At 72.1% G+C, this 19942-nt stretch carries 19 protein-coding genes; 17 read left to right on the top strand and 2 right to left on the bottom strand.

What is annotated here, in order from left to right:
* Positions 1-314 precede the first annotated feature (314 nt).
* From ychF to B7P34_RS28750, 9 genes are all read left to right on the top strand, one after another.
* Entirely contained in the window at positions 315-1403 is a 1089-nt protein-coding gene (gene ychF / locus B7P34_RS28710; protein ID WP_106681108.1) for a redox-regulated ATPase YchF, read from the top strand.
* 292 nt (positions 1404-1695) lie between these two features.
* A complete protein-coding gene (locus B7P34_RS28715) occupies positions 1696-2448 on the top strand; it encodes a GntR family transcriptional regulator (protein ID WP_106681122.1) in 753 nt (250 codons plus the stop codon).
* 270 nt (positions 2449-2718) lie between these two features.
* Positions 2719-4386, top strand: coding sequence for an APC family permease (locus B7P34_RS28720; RefSeq protein WP_106681109.1), 1668 nt, complete (start codon positions 2719-2721; stop codon positions 4384-4386).
* A 234-nt stretch (positions 4387-4620) separates the two neighbouring features.
* Positions 4621-4803, top strand: coding sequence for a hypothetical protein (locus tag B7P34_RS28725; protein WP_106681110.1), 183 nt, complete (start codon positions 4621-4623; stop codon positions 4801-4803).
* Between the two features lie 247 nt (positions 4804-5050).
* Positions 5051-5455: a (deoxy)nucleoside triphosphate pyrophosphohydrolase gene (locus tag B7P34_RS28730; protein WP_106681111.1), complete on the top strand. Its 405-nt coding sequence runs from the start codon at positions 5051-5053 to the stop codon at positions 5453-5455.
* Between the two features lie 152 nt (positions 5456-5607).
* Positions 5608-6039 (top strand): ATP-binding protein, encoded by a 432-nt coding sequence (locus tag B7P34_RS28735; RefSeq protein ID WP_223268333.1) that lies wholly within the window; start codon positions 5608-5610, stop codon positions 6037-6039.
* 110 nt (positions 6040-6149) lie between these two features.
* Positions 6150-8765: a SpoIIE family protein phosphatase gene (locus tag B7P34_RS28740; protein ID WP_223268334.1), complete on the top strand. Its 2616-nt coding sequence runs from the start codon at positions 6150-6152 to the stop codon at positions 8763-8765.
* 29 nt (positions 8766-8794) lie between these two features.
* Positions 8795-9190, top strand: coding sequence for an AraC family transcriptional regulator (locus tag B7P34_RS28745; RefSeq protein ID WP_353620275.1), 396 nt, complete (start codon positions 8795-8797; stop codon positions 9188-9190).
* 59 nt (positions 9191-9249) lie between these two features.
* Entirely contained in the window at positions 9250-9663 is a 414-nt protein-coding gene (locus B7P34_RS28750; protein ID WP_106681113.1) for a VOC family protein, read from the top strand.
* 52 nt (positions 9664-9715) lie between these two features.
* On the opposite strand, the gene B7P34_RS28755 is transcribed toward B7P34_RS28750, so the two are convergent.
* Positions 9716-10072, bottom strand: coding sequence for a winged helix-turn-helix transcriptional regulator (locus tag B7P34_RS28755; protein ID WP_106681114.1), 357 nt, complete (start codon positions 10070-10072; stop codon positions 9716-9718).
* Between the two features lie 141 nt (positions 10073-10213).
* On the opposite strand from B7P34_RS28755, the gene B7P34_RS28760 reads away from it, so the two are divergent.
* The 3 genes from B7P34_RS28760 (at position 10214) to B7P34_RS28770 (ending at position 12820) form a co-directional block, all read left to right on the top strand.
* On the top strand, positions 10214-11110 hold the full coding sequence (locus tag B7P34_RS28760) for an NAD(P)-dependent oxidoreductase (RefSeq protein ID WP_223268335.1): 897 nt from the start codon (positions 10214-10216) through the stop codon (positions 11108-11110).
* Positions 11111-11264: 154 nt separating this feature from the next.
* On the top strand, positions 11265-11672 hold the full coding sequence (locus B7P34_RS28765) for a YciI family protein (protein WP_106681115.1): 408 nt from the start codon (positions 11265-11267) through the stop codon (positions 11670-11672).
* Positions 11673-11680: 8 nt separating this feature from the next.
* A complete protein-coding gene (locus B7P34_RS28770; RefSeq protein ID WP_106681116.1) occupies positions 11681-12820 on the top strand; it encodes an RNA polymerase sigma factor in 1140 nt (379 codons plus the stop codon).
* An 18-nt stretch (positions 12821-12838) separates the two neighbouring features.
* Here B7P34_RS28770 and B7P34_RS28775 read toward each other — a convergent pair whose 3' ends face one another.
* Positions 12839-14845, bottom strand: a complete 2007-nt coding sequence (locus B7P34_RS28775) for an ABC transporter family substrate-binding protein (RefSeq protein ID WP_106681117.1) — start codon at positions 14843-14845, stop codon at positions 12839-12841.
* 347 nt (positions 14846-15192) lie between these two features.
* On the opposite strand from B7P34_RS28775, the gene B7P34_RS28780 reads away from it, so the two are divergent.
* The 5 genes from B7P34_RS28780 to B7P34_RS28800 all read left to right on the top strand — a co-directional run.
* Positions 15193-15477, top strand: coding sequence for a hypothetical protein (locus tag B7P34_RS28780; protein WP_106681118.1), 285 nt, complete (start codon positions 15193-15195; stop codon positions 15475-15477).
* A gap of 103 nt (positions 15478-15580) precedes the next feature.
* The gene (locus tag B7P34_RS28785; protein ID WP_223268336.1) at positions 15581-16381 is read left to right on the top strand and encodes a hypothetical protein; all 801 of its coding nucleotides are present in this window, start codon (positions 15581-15583) and stop codon (positions 16379-16381) included.
* Between the two features lie 67 nt (positions 16382-16448).
* Positions 16449-18389, top strand: a complete 1941-nt coding sequence (locus tag B7P34_RS28790; RefSeq protein WP_106681120.1) for a fumarate reductase/succinate dehydrogenase flavoprotein subunit — start codon at positions 16449-16451, stop codon at positions 18387-18389.
* A complete protein-coding gene (locus B7P34_RS28795) occupies positions 18386-19150 on the top strand; it encodes a succinate dehydrogenase/fumarate reductase iron-sulfur subunit (protein WP_106681121.1) in 765 nt (254 codons plus the stop codon). The genes B7P34_RS28790 and B7P34_RS28795 overlap by 4 nt, the downstream gene beginning before the upstream one ends.
* 108 nt (positions 19151-19258) lie before the next feature.
* On the top strand, positions 19259-19942 hold a 684-nt coding region (locus B7P34_RS28800), incomplete at its 3' end, for a TPM domain-containing protein (protein ID WP_189383131.1).

A 19942-nucleotide genomic window follows, 5' to 3' on the forward strand; every position in this document is an offset into this window, starting at 1 on the left:
GCGGGGCCGGCGGAGGCCGGCGGCCGCGCCCTGTCCCGCGGGCGTCGCCGGCCGCGGCACGGGAGGGACACGGCGGGCCTTGCCCCGGGGCGTGCGCGTGCTGGGTTGCTCCACCTGACCAAATTAGGTCGGCGGGCGGGAGGAATCCGGCGTGGGACACGCGGTTTGGGCCACCTTGGCCGTGCGTTCGACTGATGGTCCGCACGGGGCCGCCGGGCGGGCGGCCCCGTAGACTGGATGACCGGCCCGGCAGTGGGCCATGGCCGGCCCGGCACCGGGCCGCGGACCCTTTGGAACCTACGGGAAGTCGCCACGTGTCGCTCACGATCGGAATCGTCGGTCTGCCGAATGTCGGCAAGTCGACCCTGTTCAACGCCCTGACCAAGAACGACGTGCTGGCGGCCAACTACCCGTTCGCCACCATCGAGCCGAACGTGGGCGTCGTCGGCGTTCCCGACCCCCGGCTGCAGAAGCTGGCGGAGATCTTCGGCTCGCAGAAGATCCTGCCCGCCACGGTCGACTTCGTCGACATCGCGGGCATCGTCCGCGGTGCCTCCGAGGGCGAGGGCCTGGGCAACAAGTTCCTCGCGAACATCCGCGAGTCCGATGCGATCTGCCAGGTCATCCGCGCCTTCAAGGACGAGAACGTCGTCCACGTCGACGGCAAGGTCTCGCCCAAGGACGACATCGAGACGATCAACACCGAGCTGATCCTCGCCGACCTGCAGTCGGTCGAGAAGGCGATCCCGCGCCTGACCAAGGAGTCGCGCCTCCAGAAGGAGAAGGTCGCCGTCCTCGCCGCCGTCGAGGAGGCGAAGGGGATCCTGGAGTCGGGCCAGACCCTGTTCTCCGCGGGCATCACCAAGGGCACCGAGCGCGGTGACCTGCTGCACGAGCTGCACCTGCTCACCACCAAGCCCTTCCTCTACGTCTTCAACGTGGACGAGGACGAACTGGTCGACGAGGACTTCAAGAACGAGCAGCGCGCGCTGGTCGCCCCGGCCGAGGCCATCTTCCTGAACGCCAAGATCGAGTCCGAGCTCATCGAGCTGGACGACGAGGAGGCGCTGGAGCTGCTGCAGTCCATGGGCCAGGACGAGCCGGGCCTCGCCACCCTGGGCCGCGTCGGCTTCGACACCCTGGGCCTGCAGACCTACCTCACCGCCGGCCCCAAGGAGACCCGCGCCTGGACGATCAAGAAGGGCGCCACGGCCCCCGAGGCGGCCGGTGTGATCCACACCGACTTCCAGAAGGGCTTCATCAAGGCCGAGGTCATCTCCTTCGACGACCTGGTCGCCACCGGCTCCGTCGCCGAGGCCCGCGCCGCCGGCAAGGCCCGCATGGAGGGCAAGGAGTACGTGATGGCGGACGGCGACGTCGTCGAGTTCAGGTTCAATGTCTGATCTGTCATGATCTGACCGTTTTTGAGAAGGGCCGGACCCCTCGGGGCCGGCCTTTTTCGTCGCCATCTTCCGTCACGGAGCGTGTTTGCCGCGCGTGGCTTGGGTATGCATCGCCCGGTGCATATTTGCGGATGTGCCCGGGGGTAGTGCTCGCTGCATGTGTGGGTGCTGTCGCCAACTAAGCGTCCCTGAGCTGCAATTCACTACATCTAGTGAATCCATGGCCTTGAGTTGCGGATCGCAACCATGGGTTGCCAAGCTGTTGCGGACTGTCAACCTGTTGGGAGTGGCCGTGGCCTTCGGTGACCAGCCCGCGTATCTTCGAGTGGCCGGCGATCTGCGTCAGAAGATCGTCGCCGGCGAGTTGCCGCCGCATACGCGGCTGCCCTCCCAGGCACGCATCCGGGAGCAGTACGGCGTCTCGGACACCGTGGCCCTGGAGGCCCGGAAGGTCCTGATGGCGGAGGGGCTGGTGGAGGGCCGCTCCGGCTCCGGCACGTATGTGCGCGAGCAGCCCGTCCCGCGCACCCTCGTCCGCACGGGCTACCGCCCGGCCGGCGAGTCGACGCCCTTCCGTCAGGAGCAGGCGGACAGCCGGGTCAAGGGCACCTGGGAGTCGCGCAGCGAGCAGGTCCCGGCGGACGCCGCCGTGGCCCGCCGCCTCCGCATCGCCACGGGCGACCGCACGATGCGCACCGACTACGTCTTCCGGGCCCAGGGCGAGCCCGTCATGCTCTCCACCTCCTGGGAGCCCCTGTCCGTCACCGGGCGCACGCCGGTGATGCTCCCCGAGGAGGGGCCGCTGGCCGGCCGCGGCGTGGTGGAGCGCATGGCCGCCATCGACCTCATCGTGGACAACGTCGCGGAGGAGGTCAGTGCCCGGCCGGGGCTCGCGGAGGAGGTCCTGGCGCTGGGTGGCGTCCCCGGCCACTGCGTCGTCGTCGTCACGCGGACGTACTTCGCGGGCGGCTGTCCCGTCGAGACGGCCGAGATCGTCGTCCTGGCCGATCGCTACCGCGTCGCGTACCACTTGCCGGTGAAGTAGCTGTGACAGGACCGTGAAGCCGTGATGACGCGGCCGTGACGTGCGGGTGGTGCTGTTCTTCCGGTGCCGCCCGCCGTTCTTTACTCGCGGGTAAGTAGCGCATGGTATGTCCGGCTTTGGCCCGGTTACTCCGGGTCAATTTTTGTGTTGCAAAACTCACATACGCCCAGGTCAGAGCCTTTTCGCGGAATCAAGGCGTCCAAATCGCTCGTACGATGGCGCGGTTTGTGTCCTGCCGTGGGGGAGTAGAGAGAAAAGGAGATCCGGGGCTTGAGTACCGAACAGGGTTCCCACTCGAATTACCGCCGGACCTTGGGCACGACGGCCCTGACGGCCGTCGGTCTCGGGTCGATCATCGGCTCCGGCTGGCTTTTCGGTGCCGAGCGCGCCGCCGTTCTGGCCGGGCCGGCTGCCATCTTCGCCTGGGTCATCGGCGCCGTCGTGGCGCTGACCATCGCCCTCACTTACACCGAGCTCGGCTCGATGTTCCCGAAGGCCGGCGGCATGGTGCGCTACGGCCAGTACTCGCACGGCTCGCTGGCCGGCTACATGGCGGCCTGGGCCAACTGGATCGCCATCGTCTCCGTGATCCCGGGCGAGGCGACCGCCTCGATCCAGTACATGAGCTCGTGGAAGTTCGACTGGGCGGGCAAGCTCTTCGACGGCAAGGAGCTCACGGGCACCGGCCTCGCCGCCGCCAGCGTCCTGGTCGTCTTCTACTTCTTCCTGAACTGGTTCGCGATCACCCTGTTCGCCAAGACGAACAACGCGATCACCGTGTTCAAGGTCGTGGTGCCGGCGCTGACCGCGGGCGCGCTGATCTTCGCGCACTTCGACACCAGCAACGTCGGCTCCGCCCACGGCGGCTTCGCCCCCAACGGCTGGAGCGCCGTCTTCAGCGCCGTCGCCGTCGCGGGCATCGTCTGGGCCTTCAACGGCTTCCAGTCGCCGCTGAACATGGCCGCCGAGGCCCGTAACCCCGGCAAGTCGCTGCCGAAGGCCGTCGTCGGCTCCATCCTGATCGCGCTGGTCATCTACATCGCGCTGCAGGTCGCCTTCCTGATGGCCGTCCCGGCCGCGGACCTCTCCGGCGGCTGGAACACCCTCGCCTACAAGTCCCCGCTCGCGGACCTCTCCATCACCTGGGGCCTGAACTGGCTCGCGCTGCTGCTGTACGCGGACGCCTTCATCTCCCCGTCCGGCACCGGCATGATCTACGCGGCCACCACCTCGCGCATGATCAACGGTGTCCAGGAGAACGGCCACCTGCCGAAGGTCTTCGGCAAGGTCGACCCCAAGACCGGTGTGCCGAAGCCGGCCCTGCTGCTCAACCTCGTGATCTCCTTCGTCTTCCTGGCCGTCTTCCGCGGCTGGGGCTCGATCGCCGAGATCGTCGGTGTCGCCACCGTCATCTCGTACATCACCGGCCCCGTCGCCGTGATGTCGCTGCGCCGCATCGCGCCCGACATGAAGCGCCCGGTCAAGCTGAAGGCCATGCCGGTCATCGCCCCCATCGCGATGATCTTCGGCTCCCTGGTCATGTACTGGGCCCGCTGGCCGCTGACGGGCAAGGTCATCTTCATCATGGCCATCGGCCTGCCGATCTGGGCCTGGTACGAGCTGCGCAAGCCGTGGGCCGAGCTCAAGCCGCACCTGAAGGCCGGCGCCTGGATGGTCACGTACCTGCTGGTCATGGCCTTCGTCTCGTGGGCCGGCGGCACCGAGTTCGGCGGCAAGGGCTACCTGGCCCAGGGCTGGGACATCGTGGTCGTCATCCTGATCGCGCTCGTCTTCTACGCCTGGGGCGTGAGCAGCGCCTGGCGCAACCCGACCCTCGTCGCGACCGAGAAGGAGCTGGCCTCCGCCGAGGCCGCCGAGGCCGCTGCCGGCTCCGGCGACCCGGAGGGGACCTCCGAGCCCTCCATGGCGAAGTCGTAGCCGGTACGACCTTCCGTGCCGCGCAGGGGCGGCCGAGGGCCCGCAAGGGTCCCCGGCCGCCCCTTCTCGCATCCGTGCCCCCGGGGCCCGGTGGCCGAATGCGTGCCTCTTCGTAAAAAACCGTATCCGCTGCGTAAAGGTCGGGCGTACGCTCGGGCATATGCGTACTGCGGTTTCTCCGGGAAAGGCCAAGGGGTGTGCGCCGGCGCTCGTGGCGGCGGAAAGGCAGGGGCGATGACGGACAGCGGACCGGTCCTCCCATGGCTGGTCATCCGCCAGGACGAGAACGGCAACCGCTACCGCGTGGGGCGCTACGCGACCAGGACCGAGGCGGAGAAGGTCGTCGGCCGCCTGGACGCCGACGGCGAGCGCCGTCGGCTGTACATAGTCGAACGGGTGGGGCGCGCGGCGTCGTGACCTGCGGTCGGCCGGCGGCGCCCGTGACGGCCCCGGCACGAGGCAATTCCGCCGGGCCCTCGCCGCGTGGGTGACGCGCCGTTGCGGCGGGGCGGTTCCTCCTGCCGTCTCCTTCTGCCCTCGCGGCAGGTGATGTTCTTCCGCCGCAACGGCGAGGCACCACGACGCCGCGGACCGGCGGTGCCGTGCCGCGCCGGGCCGAAGGCCCCCGTCAAGCGCCGCCCGCCGGGGCCCTACGCTGCTGGGTATGACGGACGTACGCGTAGTCGTAGGAGCGGCCCTGCTCCACGAGGGCAGGATGCTCGCCGCACGGCGCAGCGCCCCGCCGGAGCTCGCCGGCCGCTGGGAGCTGCCCGGCGGCAAGCTGGAGCCCGGCGAGAGCGCCGGGCAGGCGCTCGTCCGCGAGCTGCGCGAGGAGCTCGGCGTGGAGGCCGAGCCGCTGGAGCGCGTCGGCGGCGAGTGGCCGCTGCGCCCGCCGTACGTGCTGCAGGTGTGGACGGCCCGGCTGCTCGCGGGCGAGGCGCGCCCCCTCCAGGACCACGACGAGCTGCGCTGGCTCGCCCCCGACGAGTTCGGCGACGTGGACTGGCTCGATCAGGACCGCCCCGCGGTGGCGCTCGCCGCGGGGCTGCTCCGGCGCGCGGAGGCATGAGCGGGGCGCACTTCGCTACGCCATCTGCCGCACTGGTGACCAGCTCGGACCGCCGGAGAAGGTAGTCACCACCCCATACCGGGTATGTGCTGATTATTCACCCTGAACCGGGTAAACCCGGCGGGTCCGCAGCGGTCTGGGAAGTGGTCGGCGTGAACGACAGCGCAGGGACCTTGGCGTCGACGCCCGGCTTCGCCGAATGGAGCTTCCCTGCCGAGCCCGGGGCCGTCCGCACCGCCCGCACCCTCGTCCGCGACACCCTGCACGACTGGGGCATGGACGGCGTCACCGACGTGACGGTGCTGCTGGTCAGCGAGCTCGTCACCAACTCCCTGCGGTACGCGAGCGGACCGATCGGGGTAAGGATGTACTCCCACGCGGGGCCCACCCTTCTGGTGGAGGTCTCCGACCCGCTCCCCGACCCGCCCCGCGAGCGCGCGGCCGACCCCGACGACGAGGGCGGACGCGGTCTGCAGCTCGTTGCATGCGCCTCCCGCCGCTGGGGAACCCGACGGGGCAGGACCGGGAAGACCGTGTGGTTCGAACTGGGCTTGCCCGGCCACCCGCCCGGGGATGACCCATAGCGGGTTGAGACCGTGCTGTGATCGTGAAGTCCGTGTTCCGAAGGGCCCCTGTGCTGGATACTCGGCCTTCTGATGCCGGTGCGAGCACAAGAGCCGGAGGGGACGGGCACGTGAGCGAAAAGCCAGCGGGTGCGGCGGGTGGTTCGGCGCAGGGATCGCGCGCCGCGGAGATGTGGCAGAACAACCCGCCCGGATCCCTCTACGACTACATCCGCGTCGCCTCCTTCTCCCTCGGGCCCGACGGACGGATCGAGCAGTGGAGCGAGCGCGCCGCCGAGCTCTTCGGGATAACGGCCCGGCAGGCCGTCGGCAAGGACCCGCTGGAGGTGCTGGCCCCGGCCGGAGCGCACGGCCGTGGCCGGCGCCCCACCGCGCCCTTCCTCGCCGAGGGCGGCCTCGACGGGCGCGAGTGGACGGGCCTGATCCCGTATCAGCGGGGCGGCGGACACGACACCCCTGACGGCGGGTCAGCGACCGTCGGCGGCGAGCCGTCCGGCCTCGCCGAGATCTACGTGATGCCGACGCAGAACGAGCGCGGGCAGCGCGCCGCGCTCTGCGTCGCCGTCGACGTCCGGGCGCTGCGCGGAATAGAGACCGACATCGCGGCCTCCGAAGCCGTTTTCGGCCAATCTCCGCTGGGATTCTTCTTCTTCGGCACCGACCTCACGCTGCTGCGCGTCAACGAGAGCTTCGCGCAGGCCTTCGGCCGCCCCGCCGACTGGCACCGCGGCCGCACCCCGCACGACTTCCTGCCCCGCGGCGAGGCCGAGCGGCTCACCGCCGCCCTGCGCCAAGTCCTCGACACCGGAAAGCCCGTGTCGGACATTCAGCTGGTCGGACCCGTGCCCGGGCACGCCGAGCGCCGCCGCTGGTCGGTCTCGCTCTACCGGCTGCACAGCGGCAGCGGCCGGCCCATCGGCGTCGCCGCGCTCGCCACCGACGTCACCGGCCGGCGCCGCGCCGAACGCGAAGCCGCCGGCGTCCGCCGCAACCTGGCCCTGCTCAACGAGGCCGGCGCGCGCATCGGCAACTCCCTGGACCTGGAGACCACCGCCCGCGAGCTGCTGGACGTCGCCGTCCCCCAGTTCTGCGACCTCGCCTCCGTCGACCTCTACCAGGGCCTCCTCGCCGGCGACGAGGCCCCGCCCGGGCTCGCCGACGGCAGCGCCGAGCTGCGCCGCGTCGCCTACGCCAGCGCCGTCTCCGGGGCGCCCGTGGCCGGCGGCGAGAAGCCCGTCCAGGTCGGCGAGGTGCACCGCTACGCCTTCCACTCGCCGTGCGCCGCGGCCCTGCGCACCGCGCAGGTGCAGGTCGTCCCGCGCCGGGAGGGCGAGGACGGGCCCGAGCTCGGCGCCGTCGTGCAGTCCACCCTCGCCGTGCCGATGGTCGCCCGCGACACGGTGGTGGGGCTCGCCCAGTTCTCCCGTACGAAGGGCAGCGAGCCCTTCGGCGAACGCGACACCGCCCTCGCCGTCGAACTGGCCGCCCGCGCCGCCGTCTGCATCGACAACGCCCGCCTCTACCGGCGCGAGCACGAACGCGCCGTCATCCTCCAGCGCAGCCTGCTGCCCCCCGGCGACCCCGAGGCCGCCGGCCTGGAGATCGCCTGCCGCTACCTGCCCGCCAACGCCGCCACCGAGGTCGGCGGCGACTGGTTCGACGTGATCGAGCTGCCCGGCCACCGCACGGCCCTGGTCGTCGGCGACGTCATGGGCCGCGGCCTGCGCGCCGCCGTCGCCATGGGCGAGCTGCGCACCGCCGTCCGCACCCTGGCCATGCTCGACCTGGAGCCCGCCGAGGTCCTCTCCGCCCTCGACGAGATCGCCCACGGCCTCGGCCGCCCCGGCGGCAAGCAGTCCTCCACGCGCGGCGTGCGCGGCGGGGTGCGGGCCGCCGACCTCTCCGAGGTCTACCTCGCCACCTGCGTCTACGCCGTCTACGACCCGGTCACCCGGCGCTGCACCATCGCCAACGCCGGCCACCTGCCGCCCGTCCTCGTCGAGGCCGGCCGCCCCGCCGAGCTGCTCGACGTCCAGCCCGGCATGCCGCTCGGCGTCGGCGGCGAGCTCTTCGAGGAAACGGTCGTCGAACTGCCCGACGGCGCGCTCCTGGCCCTCTACACGGACGGCCTGGTCGAATCCCGCGACCACGCCCTGGACGAGGGCCTGGAAGCCTTCCGCGAGGCCCTCACGGGCCCCTCCCGCCCCCTGGAGGAGGTCTGCGAGCACGTCCTCGGCGCGCTCGACACCCACCACGGCGAGGACGACATCGCCCTCCTCATGGCCCGCCTGCGCGGCCTCCCCGACGAGCACGTCGGCGACTGGACCCTCCCCGCCGAACCCCGCTCCGTCGCCCGCGCCCGCGAACTCGCCCGCGAACAGCTCCCGCAATGGGGCCTGGACAACCTCGTCGACACCACCGAACTCCTGGTCAGCGAGCTCGTCACCAACGCCCTCCGCTACGGCGAGGGCGAGATCCGGCTGCGGTTGCTGCTGGACCGCACGCTGGTGTGCGAGGTCTGGGACGGCGGCCTCGTCCAGCCCCGGCGGCGGCGCGCCCGCGACACCGACGAAGGCGGGCGGGGCCTGCAGCTCGTCGGCATGCTCAGCGCGGCGTGGGGCAGCCGCCGCACCCCCCACGGGAAGACCGTCTGGTTCGAGCTGGCCCTCCCGGACGGCGAGTTCCCGGCCCCGGACGCGGTGGAGGCGCTGCTGAGCCTGTACTGACCGGTGCCGGGGCGTGATGTGATGACGAGGTGAACCGCACCGCCGCCGAAGACAGCAACCGCCGCATGCTGCGGGCCCGGGACGCGATGGACCGCGCGTACGCGCAGCCGCTCGACGTCCCGGCCCTGGCCCGCATCGCCCACGTCTCGGAGGCGCACTTCACCCGCACGTTCCGGGCCGTGTTCGGCGAGACGCCGCACCGCTACCTGCAGCGCCGCCGCGTCGAACGGGCCATGTTCCTGCTGCGCGAGACCGATCGCAGCGTGACCGACATCTGCTTCGAGGTCGGCTTCGGCAGCCCGGGGACGTTCAGCCGCACGTTCCGCGACATCGTCGGCCGGTCGCCGAGGACGTACCGGAAGGAGGCGGTGACCGCGGCCGTGCCGACGTGCTTCGCGATGGCGTGGACGCGGCCGAGTGCCTGACCGCCGGCTGAGCAGTTTCGGATAAGTTTCCGGCCGGTCGGATCGGTAGCGTGATGCCCATGTTCAACGCCATCACGCAATCGCAGATATACGTCCTCGACCAGGACGAGGCCCTCGACTTCTACGTCGGCAAGCTCGGCCTGGAGGTCGCCGCCGACGTCGACCTGGGCTTCATGCGCTGGCTGACCGTCAGCGTCCCCGGACACCCGGAGCGTCAGATCCTGCTGGAGAAGCCGGGCGCCCCGGCGATGTCCGAGGAGACGGCGCAGCAGGTCCGCGAACTGGTGACCAAGGGCGCGATGGGCGGCTGGCTCATCCTCACCACGGACGACTGCCGCAAGACGTACGAGACGCTGCTGGCCCGCGGCGTCGAGTTCACCGAGGAGCCGACCGAGCGCCCGTACGGCATCGACTGCGGCCTCCGCGACCCCTTCGGCAACCGCATCCGCTTCACACAGCCGCGGGCCGCCTAGCGGCGCGCGCCGCCGCGCTTCCGCGCCGAGAGGGCACGGCCGGACCGCGTGATCACGAGGTGTTCGCGGGGTCCGATCCGGCGAGCGAGGTGATGCGCTCCATATTGGCCGTTCCCCACGTGCCCAGGGGCATGAGGGCGTCGAGCAGCGACGCCCCGAACCCGGTCAAGGAGTACTCCACCTTCGGCGGCACCTGGCGGTACTCCTCACGATGCACCAGCTGACTCGCTTCCATCTCCTTCAGCTGGTTGATCAGGACGCGCTCGCCGATGCCGTCGACCGCGCGCCGCAGCTCACCGAAGCGCAGTGGCCCGTCACGATGGAGCGCCCACAGGATCAGCATCTTCCACTTGCCGCCGACGACGGCGAGGGCCGCGTCGAACCCGCAGGTGAAGGTCCTCTTCTTCATCGGTGCCCCTCACTGACCTTTATGTAAGTACCGTCAAAATAGTCGGTACTTGAGAAAAAGTCCGTGCCGGTCGGAGCATGGAGCGGCAACGAGCCGCAGGGGGCGTACACCTGTCGCTCCTGATCCGACTGGAGTTGAGCATTGAGCACGCCTGCGAACGACCTGACACCGGTGACCGTCATCGGGCTGGGGGCGATGGGTAGGGCTCTGGCCGAGGCGTTCATCGAGGCGGGGCACCCGACGACCGTATGGAACCGGAGCGCGGAGAAGGCCGCACCGCTCATCGCCAAGGGCGCGCGCCACGCCGCCACGGTCGAGGAAGCGGTGGCCGCCGGGCCGCTGGTCATCGCCTGCCTGACCACGTACGACGCCACGCGCGAGGTCCTGGAACCGGCCGCGGCCGCCCTGGCCGGGCGCGCACTGGTCACCCTCAACACCGGGACGCCGGAAGGCGCCCGTCAGCTGGCCGCCTGGGCGGAGGCGCGGGAAGTGCGGTTCCTGGGCGGCGCGGTCAAAAACGTTCCCCCGGCTGTCGGAAAGCCCGGCACTCTCCTGTACTACGGCGGCGACAAGGCCGTGTTCGACACGTACGAAGCGACGCTGAGGGTGCTGGGAGGGGACACCGTCCACCTCGGTGACGAGCCGGACCTGGCCGCGCTCTACGAGCAGGCCGTGGGCGGGCTCCTGCTGCCCGCCCTCCTCGGCTTCTTCCAAGGGGCCGCACTGGTCACCGCACGCGGCCTGAAGGCCGGCACATTGGTGCGCTACACCATCAAGTGGCTGGAGATGATCGCCTCCGAGCTGCCGGCCATCGCCGACGAGATCGACACCGGTGACTACACCCGGCCGCGCGCGACCGTCGGGATCTTCCACCAGGCGGTCGCGGGCGAACTCGAACTCGGCCGCGAGGCCGGCATCGACGTCTCGTGGCACCTGCCGATGCACGCACTGCTCGAACGGGCCGTCGCCGACGGCCACCGCGACCACAGCATCGCGGCACTCGTCGAGACGCTCCGGAGTCCGGAACGGAGGTTCTAGCGGTGCCGCGGTGCCGCGGTGCCGCGGTGCCGCGAGCGGTGCCGGGCAGCCGGGCTAAAAAATCTTGGGCGGTGATGTCGAGAAGCCGCGCCCCGCTCCGTCCCCGGGGTGAACGCGGCCACAATGGGCCGCACCCGTACCGAGGAGACACCTCATGGCCAAGTACCTGCTGCTCAAGCACTACCGCGGCGCCCCGGCTCCGGTGAACGACGTGCCCATGGACCGGTGGACGCCCGAGGAGATCTCGGCGCACGTGCAGTACATGAACGACTTCGCGGCCCGGCTGGAGAAGAGCGGCGAGTTCGTCGACGGACAGGCGCTCGCGCCCGAGGGGGCGTGGGTCCGCTACGACGGGGAGGGGCGGCCGCCGGTGACCGACGGGCCGTTCGCCGAGACCAAGGACCTGATCGCCGGCTGGATGATCATCGACGTCGACAGCTACGAGCGGGCCGTCGAGCTGGCCGGCGAGCTGTCGGCCGCTCCCGGGGCGGGCGGGAAGCCGATCCACGAGTGGCTGGAGGTGCGTCCGTTCCTGGCCTGCCCGCCCACCATCACGGAGTGACCTCACCGATGGACGAGGCCCTGCTCCGCGGCCTCACGCCGGGCGTGCTCGCCGTCCTCATCCGCCGCGGAGCCGACTTCGCGGCGGCCGAGGACGCCGTGCAGGACGCCCTGGTCGAGGCGGTCCGCGTCTGGCCCGACGACCCCCCGCGGGACGCGAAGGGGTGGCTGGTCACCGTGGCCTGGCGCAAGTTCCTCGACGCGACGCGCGCCGACACCGCCCGCCGCCGGCGGGAGGACCGCGCCGAGGAGGAGCCGGCGCCCGGACCCGCGCCCGCCGTGGACGACACGCTGCGGCTCTACTTCCTCTGTGCCCACCCGTCGCTGACGCCGTCGTCCGCGGTCGCGCTCACGCTGCGCGCCGTCGGCGGGCTCACCACCCGCCAGATCGCCCGGGCCTACCTGGTGCCGGAGGCGACCATGGCGCAGCGGATCAGCCGCGCCAAGCGCACCGTGTCCGGCGTGCGCTTCGACCGGCCCGGCGACGTGGCCACCGTGCTGCGCGTCCTCTACCTGGTCTTCAACGAGGGCTACTCCGGCGACGTCGACCTCGCCGCCGAGGCCGTCCGGCTCACCCGGCAGCTCGCGGCCGTGATCGACCACCCCGAGGTGGCCGGGCTGCTCGCCCTCATGCTGCTGCACCACGCCCGGCGCGCCTCCCGGACCGCGCCCGACGGCAGCCTGGTGCCGCTCGCCGAGCAGGACCGCGGCCTGTGGGACACGGAGCTGATCGCCGAGGGCGTCGGGATCCTGCAGGCGGCCCTCGCCCGCGACCGGCTGGGCGAGTTCCAGGCCCAGGCCGCCATCGCGGCCCTCCACGCCGACGCGCCCACGGCCGCGGAGACCGACTGGGCGCAGATCGTCGAGTGGTACGACGAGCTCGTGCGCCTGACCGGCAGCCCGGTCGTCCGGCTCAACCGCGCGGTGGCGGTCGGCGAGGCGGACGGTCCGCGCGCCGGGCTGGCCGCGCTCGCGGAGCTGGACGACTCCCTGCCCCGCTACGCCGCGGTGGCCGCCCACCTCCACGAGCGCGACGGAGACCTGGCGACCGCGGCGCGGCTCTACGCCGAGGCGGCTCGTAAGGCGGGCAACCTCGCCGAGCGCGACCATCTCACGCGCCGGGCGGCCCGGCTCAACGCCCGCCGCTGACGGGCCGCCCGGGCGGGACTACCGCTTGAAGCCGATGTCCTGGTACCGCGGCGTCGCCAGTCCGAACGCGCCCGCGTTGACGACGGTCTTCCGCGCCGCCACCAGCTGGGGGCGCTGGTACAGGGGGATCGAGCCGGCCAGGGACCAGATGCGGGCGTCCGCGCGGCTCGCCAGGTCGCGGGAGGCCTCCGTGTCGAGTTCCGTGGAGGCCTGGTCGAAGAGCTGGTCGATGCGGTCGGTGCCGACGCGGGTGTAGTTCTGCTCCACCACCAGGGAGCCGTCCGCCGCGGGCTGGGGCTTGGCGTAGAGGGGGCGGGCGTCGGTGGCGGGGTAGGGGGTCGCGGGCCAGGAGTAGAGGGCGAGGTCGTAGCTGCCGGCGGCGATGTGGTCCTTGAAGAAGCCGGCGTCGCCGACCTTGGTCACTTCGGTGCCGATGCCGACCGCGTCGAGGCGGCGGGCGATGCGGTCGGCCACGGACCGCAGGGAGTCCGTGCCCGAGCTCACCGGCACCACGAAGCGGAGGGTGAGCTTCTTGCCGTTCTTCATGCGGACCGGGGCGGCGGCCGCGCGGCCCCCGTCGGCGGCGGGTTTGCCGTCGGGGCCCGTGCCGTCGTCCAGGCTGTCGTCGGCGGCGTACTCCGCCTCGGCTTCAGCGGCATCGGCGGCCTCCTCCGCCTCCGCCGTCTCGTCCGAGGGGACCGGGCCCGCCGCCGGCCCCGGCCGCAGTCCCAGCGTCCGGCCCGTCCCCGCCCGCCCGTCGGCCGCCGCAGTCTTGCGGCTGTCGCCCTCGGCCCGCTTCCAGCCCGCCTCGGCGAGGAGGGCCTGGGCGGCCTTGGGGTCGGGGCCGCCGATGGCGTCGCTGTTGTCCTCGTAGCCCTCCTGGCCGGAGAGGAAGAGGTGGCTGCCGAGCGGGTCGACGGGCAGACCCAGCGGGCCGAGGACGGACTTGGCGATGGCGCGCCGGTCGATGGCCCGGGCGACGGCCCGGCGGACGCGCTCGTCGGCGAGCGGGCCGCTCGCGCCGTTGAGGGCGAGCTGGGTGTACGCGGGCTCCAGGGACTTGCGGACGACGATGCCGCGCAGCGCGGCCGGGCGGGCGGCCGCGGCGGCCGGCGGCTTGTCGCCCTTGTCCTGCTTCGCGGGCTTGTTGGCGGCGGCGATGCGGCCGGCGTCGGCCGCGCCCACGTCGGCGAGGTCGAGCTTGCCGGCCGCGAGGGCCGCGGCCCGCTCGGTGCGGGGGAGGGCCCGGAGCACGAGCTGGTCGAGCTTGGCGGGCTCGCCCCACCACTTGGGGGAGCGGGCGAGGGTGAGCGTGCCCTGCTTCTCGTCGCGGTCGGCGACGCGGAAGGGGCCCGCGGAGAACTTGAGGTCGTTGCGGGCGCCGTCGTTGAAGTCGTCGGCGCTGCCGGTGACGGCCCGGGGGTAGAGCGGGGTGAAGAGGGCGGGCCAGTCGGCGCAGCTGCGGGCGAAGGTGACCTTGACCTCGTGGTCGTCGGCGCCGCGCTCGACGTGGTCGATCCGGTCGTAGCCGGTGTTGTGGGCCGCCCAGTAGGCGCTGTCCTTGCCGCGCAGGGCCTTCCACTGGGCCTCGAAGTCGGCGGCGGCCAGCGGCTTGCCGTTGCTCCAGACGGCCTTGGGGTTGAGCTTGTAGACGACGACCTGGTGGGGCTCGCGCTGGACGACCTCGGCGGAGCGGAGGTAGTCGGGGTTGCGCTGCGGGCGGCCGCGCCCGTCGGTGGTGAACAGGGCGGGCAGGACGGCCCCGGCGACCCGCTGCGTGGCGGCGTCGGCGTCCGTCTGGAAGGTGTTGAGGGTGCTGGGCAGGGCGTCGACGGCCCAGGTGAGGGTGCCGCCGTCGGCGACCCGGGGGCGGGCGGCGGCGCCGATGTCCTGCGGGGTGATGCGGCCGCCGTCGTCGTGGCCGGCGCCGCAGCCGCCGAGGAGGGGCAGCGGGAGCAGGAGCCCGGCGGCCAGCAGGGCGGCTCGGCGGCGCGTACGGGACCGCGTGGGAGTGAGAGGGGCCATGCTGCTACCTCCGCAGGACTCACCGGACTCGTTCGGCGTAATGAGCCGCTGATCGCATCTACTGCTCACCACTGAATGCGACAGTCGGTCCGGCCGCGCGCCGACACGGCGCCGCCCGGGTGTACGCCACCCGCGTGGACGAACGATTCCGCAGCCCCCGGGCGGGCGGGGCGTATGCCGTGGTCCTCATGAACGAACGTTTCTGCAGCCCTGCGGCGCGCGCCGCACCCGTTCCGGCGAAGGCGCGATCGCTATCTTCCCCCGGAGGGGTGTGACGCGCGACACTCTTGAGTCGCATCACCGTCGCCACCCGCAACCGCCGACGCGGAAGTGAGGGCCAGACAGACATGTCCCTGCAAGACGAAGTGACCGCGGTCCAGCGCTGCCTGGACGACCTCGGCCGGGCGCTCGCACGGCTGGAGAAGCACCTGGGCAGCCAGGACCTCGAACTGCGCCGGGTGCGGACGGACGCCGCCCACCTGCGCGAGAGCGTCACCCTCCTGCGCGACGCGCACCCCGGGGGGCAGCCCCGCCCCGAGCCCGTGCAGGTCCCCGACGCCCCGTACGACGCGTCCCTGTGGAAGGACGCGGACGACGAGGGGCTCGGCGCGCGGGACCGGCACGCGCCCTGACCGGGCCGGGCAGCGCGGCAGCACCGAAACGTCCTCCTCCCGCTCCTCCCCGGAGTCCCTCTTGGCCACTGGTACCGACCCCCGATCCGCGACCGCCGCCGGGGTGCCCGCCCAGGGCGGGGTCCATCACCCCTCCCGGGCCGCGATCCCCGCCCGCCACCTGCGCGCCGACCGCTGGTGGCTCGCGCCCGCGGCCACCGCCGCCGGACTGTTCGCCTTCGTCGTCTACTCCACCTGGCGGGCCTTCGCGAACGACGACTACTACGCGGCGCCCTACGTCTCCCCGTTCTACTCGCCCTGCATCGCGCAGAACTGCGTCCCGATGAAGGGCGGCGCCGACTGGCACGTCTTCGGCGCCTGGTGGGGCCTCTCGCCGGCCCTGCTGATCCTGATCTTCCCGCTGGGCTTCCGGCTGACCTGCTACTACTACCGCAAGGCCTACTACCGGGGCTTCTGGGCCTCGCCCCCGGCCTGCGCCGTCGCCGAACCGCACGCGAAGTACTCCGGCGAGACCCGCTTCCCGCTGATCCTGCAGAACGTCCACCGCTACTTCTTCTACTTCGCGGTGATCGTCGCGGGCATCCTCACGTACGACGCGGCGCTCGGCTTCCGCAACGCCCGCGGCGAGTGGGGCCACATGGGCCTCGGCACCCTCGTGCTCCTCGCCAACATCGCCCTGATCTGGGCGTACACCCTCTCCTGCCACTCGTGCCGGCACATCGTCGGCGGCCGGATCCGCACCTTCTCCAAGCACCCCGTGCGCTACCGCATGTGGGGCTGGGTCAGTGCGCTCAACGCCCGCCACATGCAGCTCGCCTGGGCCTCGCTGATCAGCGTGGCGGCCGCCGACTTCTACGTCTACCTGGTGGCGAGCGGCGTGTTCGACGACCCGCGGTTCTTCTAGCCGGCCCGCTCCACCCACGCCTTCACGCTCAACACGCCTTCACGCTCAAAAGGAGAGGTGCTTTCTGATGTCGCGTACGGCCCGAGAAGCCTGGGACGTGGTCGTGGTCGGCGCCGGCGGCGCCGGGCTGCGTGCCGCTGTCGAGGCCCGCGAGCGGGGCATGCGCTGCGCGGTGATCTGCAAGTCGCTCTTCGGCAAGGCCCACACCGTGATGGCGGAGGGCGGCATCGCCGCGAGCATGGGCAACGTCAACGAGGGCGACAACTGGCAGGTCCACTTCCGCGACACCATGCGCGGCGGCAAGTTCCTCAACCACTGGCGGATGGCCGAGCTGCACGCCCGCGAGGCCCCCGAACGGGTCTGGGAGCTGGAGACCTGGGGCGCCGTCTTCGACCGCACCCGGGACGGGAAGATCTCGCAGCGCAACTTCGGCGGCCACGAGTACCCGCGGCTGGCGCACGTCGGCGACCGCACGGGCCTGGAGCTGATCCGCACCCTCCAGCAGAAGATCGTCTCGCTGCAGCAGGAGGACCACCGCGAGACCGGCGACTACGAGTCCCGGCTCAAGGTCTTCCAGGAGTACACGGTCACCCGCCTCCTCAAGGACGGGGAGCGCATCGCGGGCGTCTTCGGCTACGCCCGCGAGTCCGGCCGCTTCTTCGCCATCGAGGCGCCCTCGGTCGTCCTGGCCACCGGCGGGATCGGCAAGTCCTTCAAGGTGACGTCGAACTCCTGGGAGTACACCGGCGACGGGCACGCCCTCGCGCTGCTCGCCGGGGCGTCCCTGATCAACATGGAGTTCGTGCAGTTCCACCCGACGGGGATGGTCTGGCCGCCGTCCGTCAAGGGCATCCTCGTCACCGAGTCCGTCCGCGGCGACGGCGGCGTGCTGCGCAACAGCGACGGCCGGCGGTTCATGTTCGACTACGTCCCGGACGTCTTCAAGGAGAAGTACGCCGAGTCCGAGGCCGAGGGCGACCGCTGGTACCAGGACCCCGACAACAACCGCCGCCCGCCCGAGCTGCTCCCGCGCGACGAGGTGGCGCGCGCCATCAACTCCGAGGTCAAGGCGGGCCGCGGCTCCCCGCACGGCGGTGTCTTCCTCGACGTCTCGACCCGCCTCCCCGCCGAGGACATCAAGCGCAAACTGCCCTCCATGCACCACCAGTTCAAGGAGCTGGCGGACGTCGACATCACGGCCGAGCCGATGGAGGTCGGCCCCACCTGCCACTACGTGATGGGCGGCGTCGACGTCGACCCGGACACGGCCGCGGCGGTGGGCGTCCCCGGGCTGTTCGCCGCCGGCGAGGTCGCGGGCGGCATGCACGGCTCGAACCGGCTCGGCGGCAACTCCCTCTCCGACCTGCTCGTCTTCGGCCGGCGGGCCGGGCTGTACGCGGCCGAGCACGCCGCCTCCTTCCCCGGCGCGGGCCGCCCCGTCGTCTCCGAGGCCGACCTGGAGGCGGCGGAGGCGGAGGCCCTGCGCCCGTTCGGCGCGGAGGGCGGCGACCCGGCCGTCTCCGAGGGCCCGGCCGAGAACCCGTACGCCCTGCACCAGGAGCTCCAGCAGGCCATGAACGACCTGGTCGGCATCATCCGCAAGGGCCCGGAGATGGAGGAGGCGCTGCGCCGGCTGACCGAGCTGCGGGGCCGCTCCCGGCGGGCCGGGGTGGAGGGCCACCGGCAGTTCAACCCCGGCTGGCACCTGGCGCTCGACCTGCGGAACATGCTGCTGGTCAGCGAGTGCGTGGCCCGGGCGGCGCTGGAGCGCACCGAGAGCCGCGGCGGCCACACCCGCGACGACCACCCGGCGATGGACCGGCGGTGGCGCCGGCTGAACCTCGTGTGCCGGCTGAACGGGGACAGCACGGAACCGGGCGCGGACCCGCTGCTGGGCCGGGTGCGCCTGGAACGGCGCGAGATGCCGCCGATCCGTGACGACCTGCTCGCGCTCTTCGACAAGGAGGAGCTGGTGAAGTACCTGACGGACGAGGAGCTGACCTCTTGAGCTACGAGGCCCACTTCAAGGTGTGGCGGGGCGATGCGGACGGCGGCTCCCTCGTCGACTACACCGTGACCGTCAACGAGGGCGAGGTCGTCCTCGACATCATCCACCGGCTCCAGGCCACCGAGGCCGCCGACCTCGCCGTGCGCTGGAACTGCAAGGCGGGCAAGTGCGGTTCCTGCAGCGCCGAGATCAACGGCCGGCCGCGGCTGATGTGCATGACGCGGATGTCGCTGCTCGATCCGGCCGAGCCCGTCGTGGTCACCCCGATGCGGGCGTTCCCCGTGGTCCGGGACCTGGTGACGGACGTGTCCTTCAACTACGCCAAGGCGCGCGAGGTCCCCTCGTTCGTCCCGCCGCAGGGGGTCGGGCCGGGCGAGTACCGGATGCAGCAGGAGGACGTGGGGCGCTCCCAGGAGTTCCGCAAGTGCATCGAGTGCTTCCTGTGCCAGAACACCTGCCACGTGGTGCGGGACCACGAGGAGAACAAACCGGTCTTCGCCGGGCCCCGCTTCCTGATGCGCGTGGCCGAGCTGGACATGCACCCGCTGGACGGGGCCGCCGAGGCGGGCATCGACCGCAAGCGCGGCGCGCAGGAGGAGCACGGGCTCGGCTACTGCAACATCACCAAGTGCTGCACGGAGGTCTGCCCGGAGCACATCAAGATCACCGACAATGCGCTGATCCCGCTGAAGGAGCGGGCCGTGGACCGGAAGTACGATCCGCTGGTCTGGCTCGGGAGCAAGATCAAGCGCCGGGTGTGAACGCCCCGTCCGGCGTGCGCCGGGCGTACGACGGAGCCTGAACACACTCCGTATTCGACACCTTGCTCCCAGTAGCGGAACGGGCATTGCCGCCATACGCTCACAAGTGTGACGCGGCATTCGAGGCGGTACGGGACGGGGGCGCCGGGCTGGGCCATCGCCGGCGCCCTCCTCGCGCTGTGCGCCCTGCTGCTCCCGCTCCTCCCCGCCGCCCCCTCACGCGCGGACACCCCCCTCGACCTCGACGCGGGCGGCCGCATCACCGACACCGTCGGCGCGCTCGGCCAGCGCCGCGCGCAGGTGATCACCGCGATCGAGCGCCTGCGCACCACCCAGCGCGTCCAGCTGTACGTCACCTACGTACGGGACTTCTCCGGCCGCTCCGGGCGCGCCTGGGCCGACGCCACCGCCGACCGCAACGGCCTCGGCGAGCGCGACGTCCTCCTCGCCGTCGCCACCCACGGCCGGCAGTACGCCGTCTCCGCCGACAAGCTGTCCGGCTTCCGCGCCGACCAGCTCAAAGCCGTCGCCACCACCGCGATCGCGCCCGCCGTCGCCCAGCACGACTGGGCCGGGGCGGCCATCGGCGCCGCCGACGGCTACGGCGCCGTCCTCCGCGGCGAGCCCGTGCGGCCCCCCGCGATCTCGCCCGGCAACCCCGACCCCGGCGGCGAGGGCCTCGTCCCCGGCCACCGCCGGGTCTGGGCACCCGTCGCCATGGGCGGCGGGCTCTGCGTCCTCGGGCTCTACCTGTGCGCCCGGCGCGCCTCCCGCCGGCGCCGCGCCGCGCAG

This window comes from Streptosporangium nondiastaticum, from assembly GCF_003011965.1.
GTDB classification, from domain to species: Bacteria; Actinomycetota; Actinomycetes; order Streptomycetales; family Streptomycetaceae; genus Streptomyces; species Streptomyces nondiastaticus.

What these genes read in the sequence shown, in the direction of transcription:
- B7P34_RS28725 (WP_106681110.1), top strand. Translation starts at nt 4,621, where the DNA reads ATGACGGACAGCGGACCGGTCCTCCCATGGCTGGTCATCCGCCAGGAC.
- B7P34_RS28730 (WP_106681111.1), top strand. Translation starts at nt 5,051, where the DNA reads ATGACGGACGTACGCGTAGTCGTAGGAGCGGCCCTGCTCCACGAGGGC.
- B7P34_RS28750 (WP_106681113.1), top strand. Translation starts at nt 9,250, where the DNA reads ATGTTCAACGCCATCACGCAATCGCAGATATACGTCCTCGACCAGGAC.
- B7P34_RS28755 (WP_106681114.1), bottom strand. Translation starts at nt 10,072, where the DNA reads ATGAAGAAGAGGACCTTCACCTGCGGGTTCGACGCGGCCCTCGCCGTC.
- B7P34_RS28765 (WP_106681115.1), top strand. Translation starts at nt 11,265, where the DNA reads ATGGCCAAGTACCTGCTGCTCAAGCACTACCGCGGCGCCCCGGCTCCG.
- B7P34_RS28770 (WP_106681116.1), top strand. Translation starts at nt 11,681, where the DNA reads ATGGACGAGGCCCTGCTCCGCGGCCTCACGCCGGGCGTGCTCGCCGTC.
- B7P34_RS28775 (WP_106681117.1), bottom strand. Translation starts at nt 14,845, where the DNA reads ATGGCCCCTCTCACTCCCACGCGGTCCCGTACGCGCCGCCGAGCCGCC.
- B7P34_RS28780 (WP_106681118.1), top strand. Translation starts at nt 15,193, where the DNA reads ATGTCCCTGCAAGACGAAGTGACCGCGGTCCAGCGCTGCCTGGACGAC.
- B7P34_RS28790 (WP_106681120.1), top strand. Translation starts at nt 16,449, where the DNA reads ATGTCGCGTACGGCCCGAGAAGCCTGGGACGTGGTCGTGGTCGGCGCC.